We start from the raw sequence: 23188 nt of genomic DNA, 5'->3' as shown, positions 1-23188 counted from the left end.
CAGCCGCGATCTCGACGGCTTAATCGCTCCTTCCGTCAGCAGCGATCATCCCCAGCGTAAATACGACAATGAGTACGGTAACGCCAATATTAATCGTCGGTACTGAGGTGCGATAGAACCAACCCAACATGTCAGTTTCTAGCAGGATCCGATCAACATAACGAAACAACTGAATAAAGGCCAAGCTAACGAAGCTATAGGCGAGAATTTTGGACGCTACGTCAAACTTCAATTGACACTTTCGTGCCAGCAATACCACTATCGCTACAAATGCAATATCTGTGATCGCAAAACCAAGGTACCAAGCATTACGCACAAACTCCTGATTTTCAGGGTTTAATGCAAGATCAAGTAAATACTGCTCATACACATAGTGAGCTGGAGTCAGTAATAAAATACCAACGCACAGGTAAACGAATGTATCTGCGCGCCGGAAATTAAGAATGTAGGCTAAACATGCCATTACTTGCAGGTAAAGCCCAAACTGTTGGATAAAGTCTCTTACAACGAATATGTCCACACGTTACATAGGTGGTTCGTTTCCACCGCCATTTCCCATGCCATCTGATTCTTCACTGCACCGCTCTGGAAATAGCTTACAAACGTCCACAAACTCCTTTGATTCCTTGACGACAATTGGCTGTGGTTGGGTAACAACAGCGTGAGAAACACCTGCGACAACGGCTAACGCAGCAACGACCATAAGTTTATTGGCTTTCATAAATTCTCCTTTTAGCTCATCACCATTGATGTGCGCTTAAAGAATACAGAACTTATGTGGCCAACTTCGCCTGTCCGAAAGTACAGGTTTTAACTACCCTCGACTATAGCGTATTAGCATTGAAATTCAATGTTTAAAGCACAAGAGCACCGCATGGCATGTAGCCAATATGCGCCTTACAGAACCATAAACAGTAGCCATTATTAACGCCGAGTGGACAGGTTAAGCCAGTAAAAATTTGCCTTTGCTTCGAAAACAAAAAAGCCGATGGCAATCAACCATCGGCTTTACTGAGTACTACTATTCCGAAGAAAACGAATCGTTTATTGAACTTTCGCTTTGCCCTTCATATGTGCAGAAACTACATTCTCAACAAAAAACTGAGCTCGCTCACCTACACGCTCTGCTACGTCAGTGGCTGGCGCATTACCCTTTCCTTGAGTTGCTGCGACTTCAGGAATAGTAGTCGAAGACACAACCCCAGCAACAACCGCATCAACCCAATCTGCGTGATAAGAAACGCGGGTATCACCTGACATCTCACCATACGAACTATCTAGACCACAGGTAAAATCGGTACCTTTAGCAATGTTGTCACAACCATGGGTAAATCCAAACGAGTGCACCCCGGCGATTTTACCGTTAATGAAGCCTGGACCGCCCGAATCACCCGGCGCTACACCAGTTTCAAACTCACCGTAACCTTTGAAATCAGGGTAACTACCATCTTTATGCGAAGAGCATTTACCATCGCGCGCCTGCCCCGGATTGTTTTCATTCTCACGACTACAGCGGAAATCGGAAGAGAACCACCATTCCATCGCGTTATGTTTGCTACCACCGCTATCAAAATCGTGTAGAAGCTGATCGTCAATACCGGTTCCCAAGAAAGGTTCTAGTACTTGCTCATACTGATTTAAACCCGTTCTAGCATAGAAAAAGTCTGCATCTCCGGTTGCCCCTTTGTTGCCCTTGCCTGAACGTCCATGGCCATAATGACGTGTTTCAGAGCCAAATTCGTCGGGTGTACGATAAAGCTCATAAGTTTCAATTTCATCAGGAAGTGGCTGGGCAAGTTCAACCACCGCGATATCACCATGAGCGAATGCGCCAAGGAATGGATTCAAAATATCGTAGAAAGGATGCACGGCAAATGAACTTGCATCAATAATCATTGGCTGCTCAAGTCCAGCGGTCAATACAAAGCGCAGGCGCGTTAGGGTTGACCCCGCATTTCTAACACAGTGAGCCGCCGTCAAAATGTGGGTTTTACTAATCGCACTTGCGGTACAAATAAAGCCACCACCATCGCTAAATTGGATAAATATAGAACCTACGCCATTACGTAAATTCTCTCCCGCATTCGCATATAACGGATCGTCAGGTGCTCCTACCGTGATTAGATTCGGCGCATTTTCAATATCATCAAGAATTTCGGTTGCAGATACGCCAAGGCTTACTGCACTCGCTACTGTCGTCATTAGTAAAGACTTCACTAACTTTTTCATATTTTACTTCCTTAATCTGTATTTCATGCTTGGTGAAATACTCGTGTTTATTTTGTTGTCGTTGGTTGTCATTTAAACAACCAGAAAAATACTATATGGCTTCACCGTAAATCGCAAAAAGGATTTAGCGAGACTATAGTAAGAGGATGAGTCAAATGAATTCGTCATAGAATGAGCCTTAAGACCATCTTTGTCGTACTAATCGGCTGACAGCGGTTAATGGACACAGAAAACAATCGGATTAGCAACTTGCGGACTTTTACAATGCTAAAAGAAAAAGAAAGGTTAAAAACATTGCAAGCGTTAAGCGTACTCGATACGCCACCAGAAGAACGGTTTGACCGGATCACTCAGTTTGCAAGTAATCTTTTGGATATGCCAACAGTGCTAGTTAGCTTGATTGATGAAAACCGACAATGGTTTAAGTCCAAGGTTGGATTAGAGGTTGATGAAACCCCTCGCGATATTTCCTTTTGCACACATGCGATACAACAAGACCAAGCACTTATTGTCCCAGATGCGTTAAATGATCCACGGTTCGTAAACAATCCTTTAGTCATGGGTGAACCTCATATTCGTTTTTACGCTGGACAGCCACTCACACATCCCAATGGGAGTAAGTTAGGTACGCTGTGTTTAATTGATCAACGTGCACGAAATCTAACCCTCGATGAACAGGATGTATTACGCGAATTATCAACGCTCGTAGAACAAGAATTGATTATCTCAGCATCTCCATCAATCGATGCAGAGACAGGAATATCTAATAAAGAAGCCTTTCTCGAGTTGGGCAATATCACTATGCAATATGCCGTACAGCATCAAATTCCTGTCTCGTTAGTTTTCTTTCACGTCGCTGGGCATATTGACGAATTCAATGAGAAAAAGGTGTATCAAAGTCTCATGCACACGGTAGGCTCGACCTTCCGTCAATCGATGCGCGGTTCAGATGTTGTTGGTCGGTATGAAAAATATAGCTTTGTAGCACTCTGTTCTAACGCCGATGAAAGTAGTATTGACCAGATTATTAAGCGGTTGAAATTGCACCTAGAGAATGAATTAACCGAATTAGGGCTGGAACACCGGTTTGAGCTGCTTTTGGGCTCTACCACAGCAGCACCTTCAGAAGACCTCAACAGTTTAATATTATCTGCCTTTTCCTCAGTATCGTAACCTCCAAATTGGCGAGTAAACGCCTTAAATTTAAAGCGTTAACACAGTCCGCAGCATTTCATTTTTTGCATTAATGGAATAAACAAGAGCGCAAATGTAAGAACGCACTGATAGTTGCTTATGTGAATAGTGCTTTTTTCTCTTCAACTAACTGGAGAAAGTCTTCACTCTCAATCTCATCAGCAGAGGCTATTATCTGCTTGTTAAAACTGATTGTGAGTATCGCTTCTTTTCGGCTCTGTAAATACCCGGCGGCGACAGCTCCAATCCTCACAAAATCTAAATAGCTTACTGCTGTGTTTTGTACCTTGAGATTGCGCCAGTGTTCTGCAACCTGCACCACACCCTCGTCGAAATCCCATTCTCGCGTAATCGCACCGCCAATACGCCCAGATAATTTTTGTATGGCTTGATTCAAAAAGGCTGGGCTTATGGCTCCTGTACCTAAGCGCTCTGCCTCCGTCAAAATAGGTAGGACTCCAATATTGTGCAGCAATAATGCAAGCGTCATCACATCGGTGTCTAACGCAATCTTACTCTTTTGCCGTTTAAATAATTCAAACACGGCTAGCGCATGCGCAACCACATTGACCGTGCGCTCCCAAACCTGATCTAAGTACTGCTTAATCAATGGGTTAGTGCTCAGAAAGAGCTGTTCCATTGCAAGTGCCATGGCGTTATTTTTGATCTGCACTAAACCAATACGATTGACAGCTTGCGTTACCGTTTCGGCCTTGACGTTACGGGCGTACAATACACTATTGGCTAATTTGATGATGCGAGCACTGAGTGACGGATCCAACGCGATAACGTCAGCCATTTTATGCAAATTAACATCTGGATCTTGCGCCGTCTCACGCACCCGCATGGCGATCGCTGGCAGAGTTGGCAGCACCAAAGTGTCGTTGTTAATTTTATCAACTAGCGTTTGCAATAAGGCGTTTTCAGATTCCACAGAGATATCATCAATCTTTTACTTCTTGTGCTTCAATCATAGCATCATTGAAATTATGTATACCAAGAAAATCAGTAGACTCAATCGATAAGGTTAAATGATCAGCTCTCGATTTAATGGCGTTTTTACACGACGTTGTAACCTAAACTTAAGCGACAAGTTCAATTAACCATCATGGATGGATCCGCGACAAATAAGCGGCCCGAAGCTTCGCCAGATTTATACTTGCCCCCTCACCGCAGCACAGCATGACTGAAAAAAATCAAACAGCCGCTCACTGAATTTAAGTCGTTTTTAAACTTTTCTTCGATTCTCTTCGACTTAGCCTGTGATTGTTAATTTCAGGTCAGTCAAATGAAAATTGAAGATACTAGTGCGCAAGATGAAGTGCTTGCGCCGAAACGCAAAAAAAGTACGTGGACGATTACACTAGCCTCTGGTTTAGCTGTGATTGGCTTTTTATATTACTTGTCTCCTGCCGTGAGTGCATGGAGCCAGTCTGGCGCATCGGTGCCACTTGATCGCTTGCGCATTGCCACTGTGACCCGCGGTGACCTCCAGCGTGATTTATCAGTCCAAGGCCGCGTTGTGGCTGCGGTTAGTCCAACGCTATACAGTCCAGCCTCTGGCACCATCACCTTGCATGTCGAAGCGGGTGACAACGTGACACTCGGTCAGACATTGGCAACCATTGAAAGCCCCGAATTGACCAATCAACTCAGTCAGGAGCGTGCGGTACTTGAAGAAAATGAAACCGCGCTCTCACGCGAGCGGATCAGTGCCAAAAAAGCCATGTTAGAAAATCAAAAATCCGTTGATATTGCCAAAGTAGCATTAATCGCCGCGGATCGGGAAAAGCGCCGCGCTGATAAAGCGTTTGCTACGCAATCGATCAGCTCCATCGACCACGAAAAAGCGAATGACGACCTCCAGAATGCGCAATTGGTGCATCAACATGCGGTGCAGGATGCAGAATTGGACGCTGAGAGCCTGGCGTTTGAAATTCGTAGTAGAGAACTAATTGTCGATCGACAACGACTATTGGTATCCGACTTGGAGCGTCAAGTGAGTGAACTTAAGGTTTTATCTCCGGTGAATGGCATTGTTGGCAATCTTGCTGTCGAACAAAAAAACCAGGTCGCTGACAATCAAGTGTTACTCAGCGTGGTCGACCTCACCGAATTTGAATTGGAAGTTGATATTCCAGAAAGCTACGCCGATGACCTGGCCATTGGTATGCCTGCCATGGTCTCTATCAATGGTACGTCGCACCCTGCGCAGCTAGTGACTATTTCACCTGAAATTGAAAACAATCAAGTCACTGGACGGGTGCGATTTACCGCCACCGATTTAACCGGCAACAGCATCGATAAACCCACAGGTCTAAGGCAGAATCAGCGCCTCACCACCCGCATCCTCATGGAAAATAAACCCGACGTATTACTCGTAAAGCGCGGCCAATTTTTAGAATCAGGAGCAGGAAAAATCGCCTATAAGATCGAAGACAACATGGCCAAAAAAGTGGCCATCCGTACCGGCGCGCGCAGCCTATCTGATGTGGAAATAGCCACTGGGTTAGAGGCTGGTGACCAAATCATCATTTCTTCTACTGATCAATTTGACGGCGCAGATACTGTGCTGATCACCCAATAACAGCAAGCGACAAGGAACACTTATGTTAACCATGCACAATTTAACCAAAACATTTATAACTGATAGCGTGCAAACTCATGCATTGCGGGATTTTAATCTCACTGTTGACGAAGGAGACTTTGTTGCCGTAACCGGGCCTTCCGGTTCTGGAAAAACCACGTTTCTTAATATTGCTGGATTATTGGAAACTTTCAATGGCGGCAGTTATACCTTGGATGGTCAGGATGTTACGCACCTATCTGACAAGCAGCGTAGCCAAGTACGCAACGAAAAGATTGGCTTCATATTCCAGAATTTTAATCTGATCCCAGAACTTAACTTATTCGATAATGTTGATGTCCCCTTACGTTATCGTCGTTTCTCTAGTGCCGAGCGCAAAAAGCGCATTGAAAATAGCCTGGAAATGGTGGGACTGGCAAAACGCATGAAGCATTTACCGTCTCAATTATCGGGAGGGCAACAGCAACGGGTTGCCATTGCTCGCGCTTTGGCCGGAGAGCCCCGTTTTTTACTCGCAGATGAACCGACCGGAAACCTCGATACCAAAATGGCGCAATCGGTTATGCAATTGCTGAACGACATCAATCAGTCTGGCACCACGATCGTCATGGTGACTCACGATCCACACCTCGCGCAGCAAGCGAAACGCAATATCTTCGTGCGTGATGGTCGAGTTAGCGAAGGCATGGCTGAAGAAGCTATGGCTACCAAAATTGCCGTTTAGGAGTGTGACCATGTTTACTTACTACCTCCGTCTTGGCTTTGCCAGTATGCGCCGTAATCCAATATTGAGCTCACTGATGGTCATTGCGATTGCTCTGGGCATTGGCGCTAGCGTATCTGTGGTCACGGTTAATTATCTCATGTCATCGAATCCAATCCCACACAAAAGTGAGCAACTGTACTACGTGCAACTGGATAGCTGGAGTCCACATCAACCGGCGCGTGAGCCAAATGAGCCACCCGACCAAGTCACCTTTCGAGATGCCATCAATTTAATGCAGGCGAAAGCTGCTTTCCGTCAAACCGCAACCGCAAGTTCGGGGGCTGTCATTGAGCCTGACGATCCCGATGTCCGCCCATTTATGGGCTCATTGCGCTTGAGCTACGCTGACTTCTTTGCGATGTTTGATACCCCGTTTTTATATGGCAATGGCTGGTCAGCCAATGACGATGACAATGGCAGCTACGTTGTGGTGCTCAGTAAGGCCTTAAATGAGCGGGTTTTCGGCGGAGAAAACTCAGTCGGACGCACGATTCGGATCGCTGACAACAATTTTCAAGTAGTCGGAGTGCTCAACGATTGGCAACCCGTTCCGCGCTTTTACGATGTCACTGTTGGAGCATTTAATGATATTGAAGACGTGTTTATGCCGTTTTATTTCAAGCAGGCGTTAGAGCTGGGGACGGGCGGTAACACAAATTGTTGGAAGTCACCGGAAGGTGAAGGATTTCAAGCATTTCTAAATTCAGAATGTGTCAACTACCAGTTTTGGGCAGAGCTACCGACCCAACAAGATAAAGATGCCTACATGACGTTTCTCAATAATTATGTTGCCGAACAAAAACTCTTGGGGCGGTTTGAACGACCACTCAATAATCGCTTATCTAATGTAATGGAATGGTTGGAAAATGAAGAAGTCGTCGCCGATGATGCGCAAATCATGCTGTGGCTGGCGTTTATGTTTTTGTTTGTTTGCTTGGTTAATACCGTCGGCTTGCTGCTGGCGAAGTTTAGCCGTAAGTCGTCGGAAATAGGCTTACGTCGAGCCATTGGCGCCTCACAGCAGGATATTTTTGTACAACACATTATTGAGACCGCATGCATTGGTTTACTTGGCGGTTTTCTTGGCTTGCTGTTTGCCTACGTCGGATTAGAAGGGATCAAATTATTATACGGTGATTTTATGCGTAATTTGGTCAAGCTTGATTTCACCATGGTTGGCTTTGCTTTTCTACTTGCCCTATTGAGCAGCATCCTTGCCGGCATTTATCCCACTTGGCGTGCTTGCCAAGTACAACCCGCTGCACAACTAAAATCTTAACGAGGCCCGTTTATGAATATTTCACATTTAGAATTAGGGCCCATGTGGCGAGCAATGATGCGCAACAAAGTGGGTGCCATATTGATAGCGTTGCAAATCGCAGTGACCATGACCATTGTTATTAATAGTGTTTCAATCGTGCTTGAGCGCGATAAGATGATGCAGCGTGCAAGTGGACTGGATGAGGCCAACACGTTCTATATTACCAACACTGGTTACGGTAGCGATTATGACGCAAAAGCAACAGCCATTGAGGATTTGCTAGCGTTGCGGGCTTTGCCTGGTGTAGTCAATGCAATCCAATTAAATGCAATACCTATCAGTGGTGGCGGCTGGTCTATGTCATTAGCGACTGAGCCTGGTGCTGATATTGAGGGCACGGGTACTGCCGTGTACATGGTCGATGAACATGGGTTAGTAACCATGGATTTGGAACTGGTCGCTGGACGAAATTTTACCGCCAATGAGGTTCGTTGGCGAGGGCCTTCCCAGCCGGACTGGCCTGAGTCAGTTATCATTACCCAAGCATTAGCCGAAAGCCTGTTTGACTCGATTGACGCGGCAATAGGGCAAATCGTATACATTGGCGATGATGAGCCTATGACAGTCATTGGTGTTATTGACCAGTTACAAGCCCCTTGGGTCGGTTGGAACAACTTGGAAAACGCGATGCTGTCACCGGAAAACCTCGGGTTTCAGTCGGTTAGATACCTTATTCGTACTGAAGACGGCTTGCGCGATAAGCTTATGCCGGAAGTAGAGGAGTTACTGGCTAATCGCGCTTCAGGTCGAATTATTCGCAACATGGATACCCTAACGGAAACACGTGAACGGAGCTATCGGCAGCACAATGCCATGATCAAGATCTTGCTCACCGTAATCGTGTGTTTAACCTTGATCACCGCCTTGGGTATTGTGGGTCTGGCCAGCTTTAGTGTGCAAAAACGGATCAAACAAATTGGCACTAAGCGCGCATTAGGTGCAAGCAAAGGTGCCATTAAGCGCTACTTTATGCTGGAAAATGGACTAATCAGTCTGTGTGGCGTCGCCCTCGGGACTGTGCTAACCATCGCTCTCAACTTACTCTTGGTGGATTGGTTTAATCTAACCCCACTGGATTGGTTCTATATTCCTATTGGGATCGTCAGCCTGCTAATTGTTGGCCAATTAGCGGTATTTGGGCCTGCGACGCGAGCAGCGAGTATTGCACCCGCGACGGCAACTCGAACGCTGTAACCTTAAGGTGTTCGCCCGCCAGAAACTCGGCGTAACTCCAAAAAAAGCACGCTAGCAAATTAGCGTGCTTTTGGTTTTAGCATTGACTGTTTATCTATGTTCAAGCGCAGGTGGGCAGTTATTTAATCATCACTGAATGCCTTGACCATAGTGTTGATAGACTCTTTCGCATCACCCAAGATCATACGCGTATTCTCTTTAAAGAATAATGGATTATCGACGCCTGCGAAGCCAGCATTGGCTGAACGTTTGAGCACAAATACGGTTTTTGCACGATACACTTCAATAACTGGCATACCGTAAATTGGGCTACCTTGCATTTCCTTGGCGGCAGGATTCACTACGTCATTTGCGCCTATCACAATCACTACGTCGTAGTTTTGCATACGTGGATTGACATCATCCATTTCCATTAATTGGTCATAGGGTACATCCGCTTCGGCCAGTAGTACGTTCATGTGCCCTGGCATTCGACCCGCAACGGGGTGAATGGCGTATTCTACATTCGCGCCGTTATCTTCCAGCAAGATTTGTAATTCACGCACCGCATGTTGGGCCTGAGCCACCGCCATACCGTAGCCTGGAACGACTAACACCGACTGGGCTGCTTCTAGCACATAATAGGCATCCTGGGCTGATAAGGGGCGGATTTCTCCCTCAATTTGTGCGCTACTCTCAATTGGCGTGGCAAATCCCGACAACAGCACATTCATCAATGAGCGATTCATCGCTTTACACATAATGTTGGTCAAAATAAGTCCTGATGCACCAACCAGTAATCCCGTCACAATCAAAATTGTATTGTTAACAGCAAGCCCAGCGGATGCCGCAGCGATCCCTGAATAACTATTGAGCAAGGCGATCACAACTGGCATATCCGCGCCACCAATCGAGATCGTAGCCCAAAAACCGAAACTCAATGCCACAGCGATAATAAGCCATAACCACATTGGGTTACTTGGCTCAACAACAAACAAATATCCCAGGACCAGCAAACCAAGAATATGCAGAATGCTAAGTTCACGCAAACCAGTAAATACCACCGCCTTAGTGGTAATCTTTTCCCCTAGTTTAGCCCAAGCAATCAAGGATCCAGAGAAGGTGATCGCGCCAATAATTAAGGTAAACAGCAAAGATACCAGTAAAAACAATGCACCCGAGTGATCGCTATTGCCACTATATTCATGGACGACTGCCCAGGCTAAAAGTAATGAGGCAGCACCGCCAAATCCGTTGAATAGTGAAACCATTTGCGGCATTGCTGTCATCTGAACTGTACGCGCAGCCCATGTCCCTATGGCAGCGCCGAGCAACATTCCACCGATAATATAATGGTAACTAATGATGTTCTGGTCGAGTAGAGTCACAACTACGGCTAACAGCATACCCAACGCTGACACAGCATTGCCTTTACGCGCTGAGGCTGGGTGACTGAGGAACTTTAAACCAATAATGAACAGGATGGCAGCAAGAATATAAGCCGCATTTACGAGCAAGATAGAAGTACTCATCGCTTATTCTCCAGACTGCTTTTTCTTAAACATACCAAGCATGCGGTCGGTGACTAAATAACCGCCAACCACATTGATCGTCGCCAGTGTTACCGCCGCTGTGCCTAATATAGTGGTTAACCATTGCTGCTCTGCACCAGCGGAAACCATAGCACCGACTAACGTGATCCCTGATATCGCATTCGCGCCAGACATTAGCGGTGTGTGCAAGGTAGCCGGTACTTTACGGATCAACTCGAATCCCAAAAATGCAGCGAGCACGACAATAAAGAGAAGGTAGATCATCGTCATAGTGAGTTACTCCGTGTAGGCCTTAGTTAACATCTGATTGGTGATGGCACCCTCGTGAGTAATGGCACAACCACGAATAATTTCATCTTCAAAATTGACGTCCAAACGCTTGGTTTCAGCATTGAAAAATTCGTCAATGAGATTAAACAAATTATTTGCATACATATCAGTCGCGGCTTTGGCGACTTGCTGCGCCCAATCGCCATTTCCAATAATTTGCACACCATTTTGAACAACCGTTTCTCCAGCCACGGATCCTTCAACATTCCCGCCTGATTGCGCCGCCATGTCGACGATGACACTGCCAGGGCGCATTTGCTTAACCACATCGGCAGTGATCAAGCGCGGGGGGCGTCGGCCAAATAATTGCGCGGTGGTAATGACAATATCAGCATCGATAATTGCCGCTTTTTGGCCGTCGGCTTGGCGTTGCTTTTGCGCATCAGTTAATTCATTGGCGTAGCCGTCTTTAGTCTGACCGGATCCACCTATATCGATTTTAAGAAACTTTGCGCCAAGCGACTCAACCTGCTCAGCGACCACGTCGCGCGTATCATATGCTAATACGCTAGCGCCCAACCGGCGTGCCGTTGCAATGGCCTGCAGACCGGCAACGCCGGCACCAATAATAAACACCTTCGCGGGTTTAATCGTTCCCGAAGGGGTCATCATCATGGGTAAAATAGAAGCATATTGGTTTGCTGCTTGCAGCATCATGACATAACCTGCCAAGCTCGCTTGTGAACTTAGCGCATCCATTTTTTGCGCCCGCGATGAACGCGGGATCATTTCAACTGATAGAGCAGTTAACCCCCGCGTCGCCATTGCTTTGACCAGCGCCTCTTGGAAAAATGGATCAAGGTGACCGATGACTATGCAGCTCTGTGGTAACAGCGCGATTGCGTTGGTTGTGGGCGAATTAACAGCGAGTAATATATCAGCAGTACTCAACGCTGCGCCCGGTTCACTGAACACATTTGCACCCGCAGCAAGATAGTCTTCGTCAGAATAGCCGGCCTGCTTCCCCGCACCGGTTTGTAAACTCACTTGCATACCGAGTCGGATGAGTGCTTTCACACTCACCGGTGTGATAGCACAGCGCTTATCAACTTTGTCGAACCACTCACACTCAATCGATTCATTTAATACGATAAGATTCATGTGCCTCCGCAGACATTTCACTCAGTTTTAGTCTGCCTTTAGCACAACACAGTGGTCGTACCACTGCACATTCTTTCAACAAATAGTGAAAATACAAACTCCCTATGCAATAGTTAAGTCAATGATACTATTGAATTTATTATATTCTTCATTGCTCTTTTGTGATCAGGAACAAGAGAATTACTGGGCATTTTGCAGTCGCAAGCCATGCACTACGTATCCGAAATGAGATAACTTGGTAACTTCATGCGGTTCAACGGGAATCGCCGCCGCGGTGACATGTGCTAATCTTAGCCAATTCTAGATTCGCTCAGAGCAATAAAATTATGCCACGTGTCAATTTCTCTCTTGCTGCACTGATAAGCTTAATTGGATTAAGTTTTTATACCTTACAATTAGCCGCAGTCGAGCTGCATAACGAAGAGTCTGGGCAGTCGGAAAAGAAAGATATCCCAGCCGCTCAGCGCTTTCAAACCGAGCATAAGGGGAAATTTAACGGCCGTTCGTTGAGCTACATAGCGTCTGCCGGCGAAACTTATGTGCGCGACAAGAACGAACAAGCCATCGCCAGTATTTTTTCCTTCGACTATATCGTGCCAAGCAAATCCTCTCGACCGGTAACCTTTATTTGGAACGGCGGGCCTGGCTCCTCTTCGACTTGGTTGCATATGGGCGGCTATGGGCCTAAGCGCATTGTGGTTCCAAGCGACGCAGATCATCCCGGCGCGGCTCCGTATACCATTCAAGACGCACCTGAAACCATTCTGGATGTTACTGATATGGTATTTGTTGACCCTGTGGGCACGGGGTTTTCGCGCGCCATCGGTGAGGCTAAAGGCGAAGATTTTTGGGGACTCACGCAAGATGCTAATGTTATAGGAGCCTTTATTGCGCAATGGTTAAGCGAGAATAATCGCTGGAACTCGCCAATCTTTTTACTCGGAGAAAGTTTCGGCACGACGCGCGCAGCAGCTGTTGCTAAGGTGTTGCTTGATCAACATGTGCTCAACGTTAATGGGATAATCTTTGTATCGCAAGCCTTGGACTATCAAGGTTCTACACCTTATGTCGACGACAATATCATTTCCTACATTACCTACATCCCTACACTAGCTGCGACTGCGTGGTATCACGGCAAAGTCGAAAAACAAGGTAGTTTTGAAGATTTTATTCAACAAAGCCGTGAGTTTGCTGTACAGCGTTTGTTGCCGGCGCTGTTTCAAGGCAATCGACTGGATGCTGCCCAACGTACCGCTTTGATCAAGGAAATGCATCATTTCAGCGGTCTAAGTGAGCGCTACCTTGAGCAAGTTGACCTGCGGGTCAATGCTCACCGCTACGCCAAGGAATTGCTGCGCGAAAACGGCCTTGCAGTTGGACTTTTAGATAGTCGCTATCGAAAAGATGAGCGTGATGACGTGGCGGCTGGCCCACAAGGTGATGCCAGTGACGCTATATCGCCAGCCTATAAAGCGGCACTAATGCACTACATGCGCAATGATTTGAAGATTGACTGGCAACGCAAGTACCTGAATCCAAGCGATCCGGATTTATCGGCTAAGTGGCGCTGGAGCCCACTGCCTGATGGTGAGTCATGGGAACCCCACTATGTGAATACGGCACATGATCTCGCCGCAGTATTGCGCAGTAACCCTCAGCTCCGGGTTTTGGTTGCCTCTGGATATTATGATTTAGTTACGCCATTTTTTGATGCCGAGTACACACTCAATCGACACGGCATAGCGGCGGATAAAATTGATTATCGCTACTATCACGGCGGCCATATGATGTATGTACACGAACCCGCACGCCAAGCCTTACTTAAGGACTCAAGAGATTTTATTCAACAACAGTTAGCGCAATAGCTGACGTTTTTTGAGGATCGATTAAATGTCTCGACTTAAAAACCTTTACACCCGCCGCTATGCGCAACCAGTAGAATTATCCGCGGCTGATAAACGCAGTGCTATCGATAAAATTATGCAACAGGGACTGCATGGCATTTGCTTTAGTCCCTATATCGAGGGGCAAGGACCGGGTTCAGCCTTAAGCAAAGAACAGATCACAGCGCGCTTGACAGTACTACAACCGCACGCCCAGTGGATCCGGACTTTTTCGTGTACCGAAGGGAATGAGCAAATCCCTGCCATTGCTAAATCTATGGGCTTTAAGACCCTTGTCGGCGTCTGGCTTGATGACGATCTTGAGGCTAATGAACGAGAACTAACCAATGCTATTGAATTGATGCGACAAGGGCATGTTGACCTGCTCGCGGTTGGTAATGAAGTCATGCTACGCGAGGAAATGTCAGAAAGTGAACTGGTTGCGTATATCGAAAAGGCTAAACAAGCCGCGCATGGGATCCCGGTGGGATACGTAGATGCTTATTATTTGTTTGAAGAGAATCCAAAAGTCGCTGATGCGTGTGATGTGATCTTTGCCAACTGTTACCCGTTTTGGGAGGGTTATTCCATTGAACATGCTCTCGTTTACATGAAAGACATGTATTACCGCGCGAAAGCCGTTGCAGGCGATAAGCCGGTGATCATTAGTGAAACTGGCTGGCCGAATAAAGGGAGTTTAGAAGGCGATGCACTGCCCTCAGAAGACAACGCTATGCGTTATTTCATTGATGCCGTGCGCTGGACACAACAGTGTGAAATACCGCTATTTTATTTTTCTTCCTTCGATGAGGCTTGGAAAGTCGATGCAGAAGGTGATGTAGGCGCTTATTGGGGCCTTTGGGATAAAGATGGAGTACCGAAATTTTGGTAAATACAACGACTGCGGCCCAACGCGGAAAACTTGAATCGATAGGCATTGCCTACCACAATGCCATTTGTTATTCGGGCTATCGTGCCGGACAGAACCCCAGTTTAGGGATCTACCCGAGCTACTCACACGTTTTGCAAGATCTTCAAATCCTGCAAGAGCACTGGACCTATTTACGCCTTTATGATGCTGGGCCGCACGCGCATACCGTGCTGGAAGTCATTCGGCGAGAAAAATTACCATTCAAAGTCCTACTTGGTATGGATTTGGCGGCTGAACAAGTCAATCCCAATTGTCCATGGCAACCTACCTACCCTGATCATGAATTACAGCGTAACCGCCAACATAATGATGAGGAATTGCAACGCGTATTGCGCCTAGCGAAGGAATACACTGATATAGCGCTAGGGATCTCAATTGGTAATGAAGCCAGTGTGGATTGGACCGACCATAAAGTTAATACTGCGCGCTTGATCCATTTTGCCCAACAGTTAAAAGCACAAGTGGAGTTACCCATCACGTTTTGCGAGAACTATGTCCCCTGGGCCCGCGGTGAACTCGACAACCTCGCAGAGTGCTTGGATATGATAGCGTTGCATAGCTACCCGCTGTGGGAGTCACAATCGATTGAGCATGCGCTGCATTTTACTGAACAGAATTACTTTGATGTTGCCGACCGTTTCCCGCATAAGCCCGTCATTATTACTGAAGCAGGTTGGACAACAAACGCCAATGGACATGCGTTTCCAGCGCATTTTGCCAATGAAGCATGGCAAGCTGAGTATTGCCAAGCATTGCTTAATTGGAGTCGCGAAAATGGCGTACTTACGTTTCTCTTTGAGGCTTTCGATGAAGACTGGAAGGGCTCAGATGATCCCTCTGAACCAGAAAAACACTGGGGTATTTATCGGATCAACCGACAAGCAAAACCGGTGGTTGACACGCTACACAAATAGTCTGGCAAACGGTAAGCTAAGCGACCTATAGAACGGAATTTAGTCAGGACTGTTGCAATGACAAAGTGTATTACGGTGGTCACCGGTGGTAGCGCAGGTATTGGCCTAGCGATTGTTGAGCAACAAGTCGCGGTGGGTGCAACGGTGATTAATCTCGATATTCAGGATTTTGCCGAGCCCAAAGAAAACGCCACTTGGCTGCCCTGCGATGTATCACAAGTGGCGGCTGTTGACGCTGCAATTACTAACTGTATTGCTCAGCATGGACAAATCGACCGCTTGGTGTGCAACGCTGGGATCCACCTGTCCGCCAATCTCGAAGAAACTTCGGAAGAGTCTCTTGATCGCATTTTTGCGATTAATGTTAAGGGTACATATGCAGCCCTGAAAGCAACCTTGCCGATCATGCGTCAGCAGCAGAAAGGGTCCATCGTACTGATGGGATCTGATCAAGCATTTGTCGGTAAACGCAATTCATTTGCCTATGGATTGACCAAATCTGCTCTGGCCTCGATGGCGAAGACCACTGCACTGGATTACGCTGCGTATGGTATTCGAGTGAATGCCGTTTGCCCTGGCACGATTGAAACACCGTTATTTCATCAAGCAATAGATAACTACCTAGTTCAATCGGGGCGCAACGAAGCTGACGTATTGCAGGAGGAGGCACAATTGCAACCATTAGGAGTGATTGGTCAACCCGAAGATGTAGCTGAGCTCACTGGCTTCTTGCTCAGTGACAAGGCCAAGTTTATTACTGGCAGCTGCCATGCAGTTGATGGCGGTTATACCGCGCAATAAGTTATCGCCAAGACTGAGAATAAGTATGCAAAACTGTGACGTAACGCCCAGCCTCATTCCCTTTGAAACGGCAAAACAGGCATTACTCGACCTAGTCCAAGGGCCAACAAAAAGTGAAATAATCGCATTATGTGACGCTGTGGGGCGAATTACTGCAAGTCCTATTGATTCATCGATCAATGTGCCTTTCTTTGATAACTCCTCGATGGATGGCTTTGCGCTCTGCGACCTAACCCAGAGTCTGACTGAGTTCAGAATGGTCGGAACCGTCATGGCTGGCAGCTGCAGCGCACACAAACTAGAGTCTGGCGAATGCATGCGGATCATGACTGGAGCTCCTGTACCAGAAGGTACTACCGCTGTTGAAATGAAAGAAAATGCGACCGTTGCAGGAAGTCGTGTGCGATTGCACAGCTCTGTTGCAGAAGGAAAAAATATCCGTAAAGCGGGTGAAGATATTCGCCGTGGCGATCGCGTTATGCCTAAAGGCCAAAGACTGACAACTGTCGACATTGGCATGTTAGCTTCTTTGGGCATTAGTCATGTTGAGGTATACAAAAAACCCACCGTCGCGGTTATATCCACCGGCGACGAAGTATTGCAACCGGGTGAAGCGCTCCGCAAGGGGCATCTCTATGACAGCAACCGATATACACTTATTGCTATGTTGCAACGTCTGCCGGTTAATATTCTTGACTTAGGCCATGTGAAAGATGACGTTCAGGAGCTTGACTCAGCTTTTCGCCAGGCTGACACGCAAGCGGATGTGGTTATCTCGTCAGGCGGCGTTTCAGTGGGCGAAGCCGATCTAACCAAGCAAGTGCTACAAGCAATCGGCAAAATCCATTTTACCCAAATAGCCATGAAGCCCGGCAAACCCTTCGCTTTTGGGCAATTACCAAACAGTGACTTCTTTGGCTTACCCGGAAACCCCGTCTCCGCCGCGGTTACCTTTTACAAGCTTGTGGTGCCTGCCCTCCAACACTTATGTGGTCAATTGCCGATGCAACCGCAGGTACTGCCGGCTAAACTCACAAAACCGATCCGAAAGAGAGCTGGGCGTTTAGATTTCCAGCGTGGACGGATGCAAGTGGATGATCTGGGAGAGCTATCGGTTACTCCGCTCCCGAATCAAAGTTCAGGCGTGTTATCCTCGTTGGCACAGGCCAACTGTTTTATTCATGTACCACAAGACAGTGTTGGCTATGATGCTGGCGCAAGAGTCTCAATTGAACTCTTTAGCGAAATAATTAAATAAAATTCCGGCAATAACATTGGCCAATATTCGTAAGACCTAACCGCCAATTTGCGCAAAATTGACGGTCGCTCCGGTTTGATGTTCCGTTAACTGATGAGCAGTGACCTTGTGTTGCATCGCTGCCACAATAATCGCTTTTGTTTGCTCAACATCGGAAGATCTCAGGGCCGCGCGCAAATCTATCCCCGAATCTGCAAACAGACACATTTGTAATTGACCGGTTGCCGACACCCGCAAGCGGTTGCAACTCTGACAAAAATCTTTGCTGTAAGGCATGATCAAACCGATACGACCAGCATAATCTGGATGAAAAAATTCCTGTGCGGGTCCCGCTAACTTACGGGCAATGCTACGTTGCCAACCGTTAGCAAGCAGATAGTCTTTAACCCCTTCACCTGACTGATGATTTGCCTTAAAGAATGAGCGATTATCACCCGTTTCCATGAGTTCGATAAACCGGTAAGTCACCTCACGGGATTTTAGCCAAGCCAAGGTACTTTCGAGTTGGGAATTACACAACTGTTTCAACAAAACAGCATTTAGTTTTACTTGCTTCAGCCCCGCCTCAAGCGCTTGTTCCACGCCTTGCATCACTTGGTCGAAGTTTGAATATCCGGTCATCGCAATAAAACTTTGAGGATCTAAACTGTCAACGCTGATGTTAACCGATTGCAGTCCAGCAGCCACATACTCATGAATATTGCGGGCCAAGCGATACCCATTGGTTGTCATTGCCACATGTTCGACTCCCTGAGTCTCCCGGCATATCTGAATAACTTCAACTAAGTCGCGACGTAATGTCGGCTCACCTCCGGTAATACGCACTTTCTGCATACCGAGTTGTGCAAAGGCGGCGACTAGTGTGGTGATTTCATCTAAAGTCAAAAACTCTACTTTAGTCTCACAGCCATAGCCGTCTGGCAGGCAGTACTGACACTTAAAGTTACACACATCGGTAATTGATAAGCGTAAATACTGAAACTGTCTGCCCAAACGGTCTGCCAACATGTTAATTTTGCTCGTCATAGCGCATAAACTTTGATCCCCTAACGGTATCAGCATCTAGCCAATATTTATACTCAATGACAACAGGTAGTTGCCATTAATCAAACAGACCGATAATTTAAAAGACTTCTTGCAAAGTAAAATGACCTCGCTTTCACGCTCACTTCACATCGATTCATTCAAACTCCCATTATCGTTATTCTTAAATGGAATTCTCAAATGTATCACCCTCACCTTTCTCTTACGTTGAGCTTCAGTCTAATAACACTGGCGAATAATCCAATCCCTGCGCTGCAGAGTGAAGTGGTAGACCCTTCAGGTAACGAGATGGCACAGGCGCACTTGCTGCTAAAGCTAGATGACGCCATTACCCAATTTGAGTCAATCTCACTCAACAAGTGGGCCTATCAAGTGGAACGTGTTGAGAACGAAGAAGGAACCATTACCCAAAGTATCGAGCGATATGATCCAGTCAATGGACCGGGCAACGCATGGTCGCTGGTGCAATTAAACGAGCAAATACCTTCGCAGAAACAACGTGAAGCATTTGCCAAGCGCAAAAATGGGCGCATAGATAGCGCTGAAGAAATCAATGTTTCACTTCGTTTACGTGAACTTATTCAACTCGACACTATCCAGCGCGTTGCGGAAGATCCGACCTATATCTATGCCACGTTTGATGTCTACTTCAGTCAACTAGGTGAAGAAGATTCCAAACAACTGCAAGGCACTCTCAAGTATGCGAAAGTCGACGATTATATCGAACACATAACCATCGTGAATACCGCTCCCCTTGCTCCTGTTTTTACTGCGAAGATTACCGGTCTGCAGTTAAACCTTAGCTTCACCAAAATGCAACAAGCGGTTTTACCGCAGCAAATTGAGCTTAGCATGCAAGGAACTTTTGCTATCTTTACCGAGATTAATGAGGTCTCCCGCGATACCTTTTCGCAGTTTCAATACCGCGGTAAACCATTGCCGATCAAGTAAAAGTGATAGTCACTGTTGTGCCTGACGCGCTGGCTACTGCCAACGTCCATCCTTGAAATTCACACAGTCGCTTCACAATGGATAAACCAAAGCCAAATCCAGTACTTTGCTGACTTTTCGCGCCGACATCCATCACGCAGTTTGTCAACTCCGGTTCAATCCCGGGACCGGAGTCTTTTATGTATAGGGTACCATCTCTGTAAAACAAGCTGACCGTACCCTCCTGGGTGAAGCGAAACGCGTTACTGAGGAGATTATCTAGCACCACTTTAAGCACATTTTCATCACCATTAACCATGACCGAACAGCTGTCGGCGATGTCTACTTCTATCGGCTTATCAGCCAGCAGCAATCGGTTGTCTAACACTGCGCGTTCGATAACTGGCATCAGTGCAGTGGATTTTGCTTGATGACTGCCATGCTCCTCTCGTGCAAGCATGAGTAAAGTCTGCACGGTTTGTTCCATTTGCTCAGTGGCTTGCAAGATCCGTTGCAATGCAGGTTGGTCGTCATCGTGCTGCTGCTGTAACAGCTCAACGGCATTTTTGATCACGGCCAACGGCGTACGTAACTCATGACTAACATCTCGAGTGAAACTTTTTTCGCGAGAAATGGCATTGGCGATCCGCTGTAGACTGTGCTCGAGTGCTTGTGCCAATAGACCCACTTCGTTGGGTGGATAATGAGCGGCAAAATTGGACGGCAACTTATCCGGTGCAACACTGTTCACCAAATATGCTAGCTGATCCAGCGGTCGAGTCGTGCGGCGACCAATTAACCATGCGACTAAACATGCGACCGCGGTGACCAGCAATCCGCTAACAACTAAGAATTGGATCACACCGCCGCGCATGGGGCGCACTAATAGTTGCTGGCTAACCTCAGCGACTAAAAAAACGTCTGAATGCTGTGGGAAACGATAGAGATGATAGTGCCTCCCCTGCTTTCCGTAAAACTCAGTACGCTGTGGCTCTTCTATCGCAATTGAGCGGAAATCATCTGGTAAGTCAGCCGAGCTGAATATCAGTTGCATCGATGGGTTGCGAGTCTCAGGCCACTGTCCATCGCGAGCATATTGTGTACTCAGATATTTAGCCTCCTGCACAACACTCTTTTCAATGAAACGATCCTCAAGGTTGTACATCAACATCAAGGATATAACCCCATAAACCGCAGAGATAATTAGTGTAAACACACAAAATCGCCAAACAATCCGACGACTCAAACTATGAAATTTCTGTGCTCCCTGTGGGACTGATTGCGCCATCCTTAATCCTTAATGTCTAACGTGAAGCCCGCACCAAATACGGTTTTTAAAATAGGGAATGCGAACGGTTTATCGAGCACGGAACGTAATTGATAGACATGCGAACGCAGGGCATCAGATTCCGTCGGTTCATCGCCCCAAAGCTTTTGGCTAAGTTCTGAGCGCGTCACTACTTGCGGATAGGCCTCTGCCAGTATGGTCATGATCTTGTAGCCCATCGCACTAACCGCTACCGGCTCTTCGTCGCGCATTATCTGTCTGCGTTTACGGTCAATAGTCAACGGACCAATGCTGATTACATCACTGGTTTGTAAGCGGTGACGACCAGATAGAGCTAGACAGCGGACTTCCAACTCCTGCAACGAAAAAGGTTTGGTCAGGTAATCATCCGCCCCGGTTTGAAAACCCGCGACCTTATCATCGATACTGTCGCGGGCAGTCAGCATTAGGATAGGAATATGTCGCGGCAATTTTTCACGCAACTCACGACAAACATCTAAACCATCCATGCTGGGCAAGTTTAAGTCCAGAATGAGAACGTCATAGTAGTTCGTCAAGGCTAACTCTAGCCCTTGTTTACCTTGAGTCGCAAAATCGAAGACATGACCCTTTTGCTCCATATAATCAGCAATATTACGCGCAATATTCAGTTCATCTTCAACTAAAAGAATGTGCAAATGAGTTGGTTGGGTCATGTCACTCTCCCCGCATTGCAGAACCACGCTGGGTTATTGCAACATGCTGTTAAGCATTTCTTGAGCCGCAGTAAAATCAGGGTGATTGTGTAAAATTCCCTGCAACGTTTGAGTACTTGCCACAGTATCACCCAAGCGCTGCTGCGTCTTGGCAATTTGAATATCCAAATTGGGATTGTTAATCGCACTTTGCCCAATCTGCATCAGTGTTAACGCCTGTTGTAGCTCTTGCTCATTGTCGGCTAGATTCAAAAAATAGTACCCATACATTCCCACCAGTTCAATGTGCAATTGATCAGCCTGCTGGGTTATTTGTTGGGCTGCTGTTATATCACCTGCCAATAAATCTGCGACCAAGGCTAGCGTGTCATCATCGCGAAATGATTGCATAGGCGCAGGTGTTAAACCCATTTGCTCTACCATAGCTGTAGCGGCAGCTATCGTCGACGTCGGATTTTGTGCAGTAATTAAACGCTCATCGACTGCCACAAACTCAAGCATTATTTCTGCAGCAGCGAAGTTCCCGCCCCGCGCTTTTAACTTGTCTTCCAGAAGAAAATCAAATTCCGGCAGCCACTTTTTACCGAAAAGTTGTTCTTCCTCGTTGGTAAAACCATTGACTGTTTTACCGGCAACGAGGTAGTCACCATTGGAGAGTTTCACATCCACTAACGCCGCTGGCCCATGACACACCGCTGCAACCACTCCCTGTTGTTGATAAATGTCAGCAATCAAACCCTGTAACGCCAAATCTTTAGGCAAATCGAACATAGCCCCTTTTCCACCCACTACGAATACGCCAGCATAGTCGCTTGCATCAACATGTTTAGTTGCCAGTGTATTATTCAGCTTCTGCATGATCATCGAGTCTGCGAGCACCGGAGCGTTAAAGTCAGCCGTTGGATCATACTTATCCGCTTCAACCGCCCCGCCGTTTGGACTGGCGACATCGACCTCGACACCATTCGCTTTAAAAACTAAGTAGGCCTTAGCAAACTCATCAAACTCATATCCGGGTGCTGTTTGCCCGTTATCTTGCCCATTACTGCTAACCACCATTAGCACACGTTTATCTGTTGGTTTTGCCCATGCTGAGGTTAAATTAATGCAGGCCAGCAAGAGTGCAAAAAATGTGATGTACCACTGATTTCTTTTGTTCATTGTTTTATCTCCACGTTAGCTAAGTGCAC

22 protein-coding genes are annotated in these 23188 nt (G+C 46.7%); 11 read left to right on the top strand and 11 right to left on the bottom strand.

Going from position 1 to position 23188, the window contains the following annotated elements:
* Positions 1 to 19: 19 nt before the first annotated feature.
* The 3 genes from AC121Z_RS06300 to AC121Z_RS06290 all read right to left on the bottom strand — a co-directional run bounded on the left by AC121Z_RS06300 (position 20) and on the right by AC121Z_RS06290 (position 2229).
* The gene (locus AC121Z_RS06300; RefSeq protein WP_498127473.1) at positions 20 to 520 is read right to left on the bottom strand and encodes a hypothetical protein; all 501 of its coding nucleotides are present in this window, start codon (positions 518 to 520) and stop codon (positions 20 to 22) included.
* Between the two features lie 3 nt (positions 521 to 523).
* A complete protein-coding gene (locus tag AC121Z_RS06295; protein ID WP_498127472.1) occupies positions 524 to 721 on the bottom strand; it encodes a hypothetical protein in 198 nt (65 codons plus the stop codon).
* A 323-nt stretch (positions 722 to 1044) separates the two neighbouring features.
* Positions 1045 to 2229, bottom strand: a complete 1185-nt coding sequence (locus tag AC121Z_RS06290) for a trypsin-like serine protease (protein ID WP_498127471.1) — start codon at positions 2227 to 2229, stop codon at positions 1045 to 1047.
* Between the two features lie 264 nt (positions 2230 to 2493).
* Here AC121Z_RS06290 and AC121Z_RS06285 point away from each other — a divergent pair, with 264 nt between their 5' ends.
* Positions 2494 to 3402 (top strand): GAF domain-containing protein, encoded by a 909-nt coding sequence (locus AC121Z_RS06285; protein WP_498127469.1) that lies wholly within the window; start codon positions 2494 to 2496, stop codon positions 3400 to 3402.
* Between the two features lie 118 nt (positions 3403 to 3520).
* On the opposite strand, the gene AC121Z_RS06280 is transcribed toward AC121Z_RS06285, so the two are convergent.
* Positions 3521 to 4357, bottom strand: coding sequence for an HDOD domain-containing protein (locus AC121Z_RS06280; RefSeq protein ID WP_498127468.1), 837 nt, complete (start codon positions 4355 to 4357; stop codon positions 3521 to 3523).
* Between the two features lie 354 nt (positions 4358 to 4711).
* Here AC121Z_RS06280 and AC121Z_RS06275 point away from each other — a divergent pair, with 354 nt between their 5' ends.
* From AC121Z_RS06275 to AC121Z_RS06260, 4 genes are read left to right on the top strand one after another with little or no spacing between them, the layout of a single operon-like run.
* Positions 4712 to 6010 (top strand): efflux RND transporter periplasmic adaptor subunit, encoded by a 1299-nt coding sequence (locus AC121Z_RS06275; protein ID WP_498127466.1) that lies wholly within the window; start codon positions 4712 to 4714, stop codon positions 6008 to 6010.
* 22 nt (positions 6011 to 6032) lie between these two features.
* Positions 6033 to 6734 (top strand): ABC transporter ATP-binding protein, encoded by a 702-nt coding sequence (locus AC121Z_RS06270; protein WP_498127464.1) that lies wholly within the window; start codon positions 6033 to 6035, stop codon positions 6732 to 6734.
* A gap of 10 nt (positions 6735 to 6744) precedes the next feature.
* Positions 6745 to 8055: an ABC transporter permease gene (locus AC121Z_RS06265; protein ID WP_498127462.1), complete on the top strand. Its 1311-nt coding sequence runs from the start codon at positions 6745 to 6747 to the stop codon at positions 8053 to 8055.
* Positions 8056 to 8067: 12 nt separating this feature from the next.
* Positions 8068 to 9291 carry an ABC transporter permease gene (locus AC121Z_RS06260; RefSeq protein ID WP_498127460.1) on the top strand — a complete coding sequence of 408 codons (1224 nt, stop codon included), beginning with the start codon at positions 8068 to 8070 and terminating at the stop codon, positions 9289 to 9291.
* Positions 9292 to 9413: 122 nt separating this feature from the next.
* Here AC121Z_RS06260 and AC121Z_RS06255 read toward each other — a convergent pair whose 3' ends face one another.
* From AC121Z_RS06255 to AC121Z_RS06245, 3 genes are read right to left on the bottom strand one after another with little or no spacing between them, the layout of a single operon-like run.
* Positions 9414 to 10802 carry an NAD(P)(+) transhydrogenase (Re/Si-specific) subunit beta gene (locus AC121Z_RS06255; RefSeq protein ID WP_498127458.1) on the bottom strand — a complete coding sequence of 463 codons (1389 nt, stop codon included), beginning with the start codon at positions 10800 to 10802 and terminating at the stop codon, positions 9414 to 9416.
* A gap of 3 nt (positions 10803 to 10805) precedes the next feature.
* Positions 10806 to 11093 (bottom strand): NAD(P) transhydrogenase subunit alpha part 2, encoded by a 288-nt coding sequence (locus AC121Z_RS06250; RefSeq protein WP_498127456.1) that lies wholly within the window; start codon positions 11091 to 11093, stop codon positions 10806 to 10808.
* Positions 11094 to 11099: 6 nt separating this feature from the next.
* Complete coding sequence (locus AC121Z_RS06245) at positions 11100 to 12254, bottom strand: NAD(P) transhydrogenase subunit alpha (protein WP_498127455.1); 1155 nt, start codon at positions 12252 to 12254, stop codon at positions 11100 to 11102.
* A 326-nt stretch (positions 12255 to 12580) separates the two neighbouring features.
* Here AC121Z_RS06245 and AC121Z_RS06240 point away from each other — a divergent pair, with 326 nt between their 5' ends.
* The 5 genes from AC121Z_RS06240 to moeA are packed head-to-tail and all read left to right on the top strand — an operon-like array spanning position 12581 to position 18041.
* Positions 12581 to 14119 (top strand): S10 family peptidase, encoded by a 1539-nt coding sequence (locus AC121Z_RS06240; protein ID WP_498127453.1) that lies wholly within the window; start codon positions 12581 to 12583, stop codon positions 14117 to 14119.
* Between the two features lie 25 nt (positions 14120 to 14144).
* A complete protein-coding gene (locus AC121Z_RS06235) occupies positions 14145 to 15029 on the top strand; it encodes a glycoside hydrolase family 17 protein (RefSeq protein WP_498127451.1) in 885 nt (294 codons plus the stop codon).
* Positions 15023 to 15982: a glycoside hydrolase family 17 protein gene (locus AC121Z_RS06230; protein ID WP_498127449.1), complete on the top strand. Its 960-nt coding sequence runs from the start codon at positions 15023 to 15025 to the stop codon at positions 15980 to 15982. The genes AC121Z_RS06235 and AC121Z_RS06230 overlap by 7 nt, the downstream gene beginning before the upstream one ends.
* Positions 15983 to 16039: 57 nt before the next feature.
* Complete coding sequence (locus tag AC121Z_RS06225) at positions 16040 to 16783, top strand: SDR family NAD(P)-dependent oxidoreductase (RefSeq protein ID WP_498127447.1); 744 nt, start codon at positions 16040 to 16042, stop codon at positions 16781 to 16783.
* A 25-nt stretch (positions 16784 to 16808) separates the two neighbouring features.
* Positions 16809 to 18041, top strand: a complete 1233-nt coding sequence (gene moeA, locus AC121Z_RS06220; RefSeq protein ID WP_498127445.1) for a molybdopterin molybdotransferase MoeA — start codon at positions 16809 to 16811, stop codon at positions 18039 to 18041.
* A 36-nt stretch (positions 18042 to 18077) separates the two neighbouring features.
* On the opposite strand, the gene moaA is transcribed toward moeA, so the two are convergent.
* Positions 18078 to 19049, bottom strand: a complete 972-nt coding sequence (gene moaA / locus AC121Z_RS06215) for a GTP 3',8-cyclase MoaA (protein ID WP_498128164.1) — start codon at positions 19047 to 19049, stop codon at positions 18078 to 18080.
* Between the two features lie 216 nt (positions 19050 to 19265).
* Between moaA and AC121Z_RS06210 the strand changes: the two genes are divergently transcribed.
* Positions 19266 to 20036: a hypothetical protein gene (locus tag AC121Z_RS06210; protein WP_498127443.1), complete on the top strand. Its 771-nt coding sequence runs from the start codon at positions 19266 to 19268 to the stop codon at positions 20034 to 20036.
* Here AC121Z_RS06210 and AC121Z_RS06205 read toward each other — a convergent pair.
* Genes AC121Z_RS06205 through AC121Z_RS06195 form a run of 3 tightly spaced genes read right to left on the bottom strand, consistent with a single transcriptional unit; the run spans position 20029 to position 23159 of the window.
* A complete protein-coding gene (locus tag AC121Z_RS06205) occupies positions 20029 to 21303 on the bottom strand; it encodes a sensor histidine kinase (RefSeq protein ID WP_498127441.1) in 1275 nt (424 codons plus the stop codon). The two genes, AC121Z_RS06210 and AC121Z_RS06205, sit on opposite strands and share 8 nt — an antisense overlap.
* Before the next feature lie 2 nt (positions 21304 to 21305).
* Entirely contained in the window at positions 21306 to 21998 is a 693-nt protein-coding gene (locus AC121Z_RS06200; protein ID WP_498127439.1) for a response regulator transcription factor, read from the bottom strand.
* Between the two features lie 33 nt (positions 21999 to 22031).
* Positions 22032 to 23159, bottom strand: coding sequence for a type 1 glutamine amidotransferase domain-containing protein (locus tag AC121Z_RS06195; protein WP_498127437.1), 1128 nt, complete (start codon positions 23157 to 23159; stop codon positions 22032 to 22034).
* Between the last annotated feature and the right edge of the window lie 29 nt (positions 23160 to 23188).

It is taken from the genome of Alteromonas sp. DYW1, from assembly GCF_059752595.1.
This window is presented reverse-complemented; position numbering and strand designations above follow the sequence as displayed.

Coding starts and splice junctions, on each gene's coding strand:
- AC121Z_RS06295 (WP_498127472.1), bottom strand. CDS start 721: ATGAAAGCCAATAAACTTATGGTCGTTGCTGCGTTAGCCGTTGTCGCA.
- AC121Z_RS06290 (WP_498127471.1), bottom strand. CDS start 2,229: ATGAAAAAGTTAGTGAAGTCTTTACTAATGACGACAGTAGCGAGTGCA.
- AC121Z_RS06285 (WP_498127469.1), top strand. CDS start 2,494: ATGCTAAAAGAAAAAGAAAGGTTAAAAACATTGCAAGCGTTAAGCGTA.
- AC121Z_RS06275 (WP_498127466.1), top strand. CDS start 4,712: ATGAAAATTGAAGATACTAGTGCGCAAGATGAAGTGCTTGCGCCGAAA.
- AC121Z_RS06270 (WP_498127464.1), top strand. CDS start 6,033: ATGTTAACCATGCACAATTTAACCAAAACATTTATAACTGATAGCGTG.
- AC121Z_RS06265 (WP_498127462.1), top strand. CDS start 6,745: ATGTTTACTTACTACCTCCGTCTTGGCTTTGCCAGTATGCGCCGTAAT.
- AC121Z_RS06260 (WP_498127460.1), top strand. CDS start 8,068: ATGAATATTTCACATTTAGAATTAGGGCCCATGTGGCGAGCAATGATG.
- AC121Z_RS06255 (WP_498127458.1), bottom strand. CDS start 10,802: ATGAGTACTTCTATCTTGCTCGTAAATGCGGCTTATATTCTTGCTGCC.
- AC121Z_RS06250 (WP_498127456.1), bottom strand. CDS start 11,093: ATGACGATGATCTACCTTCTCTTTATTGTCGTGCTCGCTGCATTTTTG.
- AC121Z_RS06245 (WP_498127455.1), bottom strand. CDS start 12,254: ATGAATCTTATCGTATTAAATGAATCGATTGAGTGTGAGTGGTTCGAC.
- AC121Z_RS06240 (WP_498127453.1), top strand. CDS start 12,581: ATGCCACGTGTCAATTTCTCTCTTGCTGCACTGATAAGCTTAATTGGA.
- AC121Z_RS06235 (WP_498127451.1), top strand. CDS start 14,145: ATGTCTCGACTTAAAAACCTTTACACCCGCCGCTATGCGCAACCAGTA.
- AC121Z_RS06225 (WP_498127447.1), top strand. CDS start 16,040: ATGACAAAGTGTATTACGGTGGTCACCGGTGGTAGCGCAGGTATTGGC.
- moeA (WP_498127445.1), top strand. CDS start 16,809: ATGCAAAACTGTGACGTAACGCCCAGCCTCATTCCCTTTGAAACGGCA.
- moaA (WP_498128164.1), bottom strand. CDS start 19,049: ATGTTGGCAGACCGTTTGGGCAGACAGTTTCAGTATTTACGCTTATCA.
- AC121Z_RS06210 (WP_498127443.1), top strand. CDS start 19,266: ATGTATCACCCTCACCTTTCTCTTACGTTGAGCTTCAGTCTAATAACA.
- AC121Z_RS06205 (WP_498127441.1), bottom strand. CDS start 21,303: ATGGCGCAATCAGTCCCACAGGGAGCACAGAAATTTCATAGTTTGAGT.
- AC121Z_RS06200 (WP_498127439.1), bottom strand. CDS start 21,998: ATGACCCAACCAACTCATTTGCACATTCTTTTAGTTGAAGATGAACTG.
- AC121Z_RS06195 (WP_498127437.1), bottom strand. CDS start 23,159: ATGAACAAAAGAAATCAGTGGTACATCACATTTTTTGCACTCTTGCTG.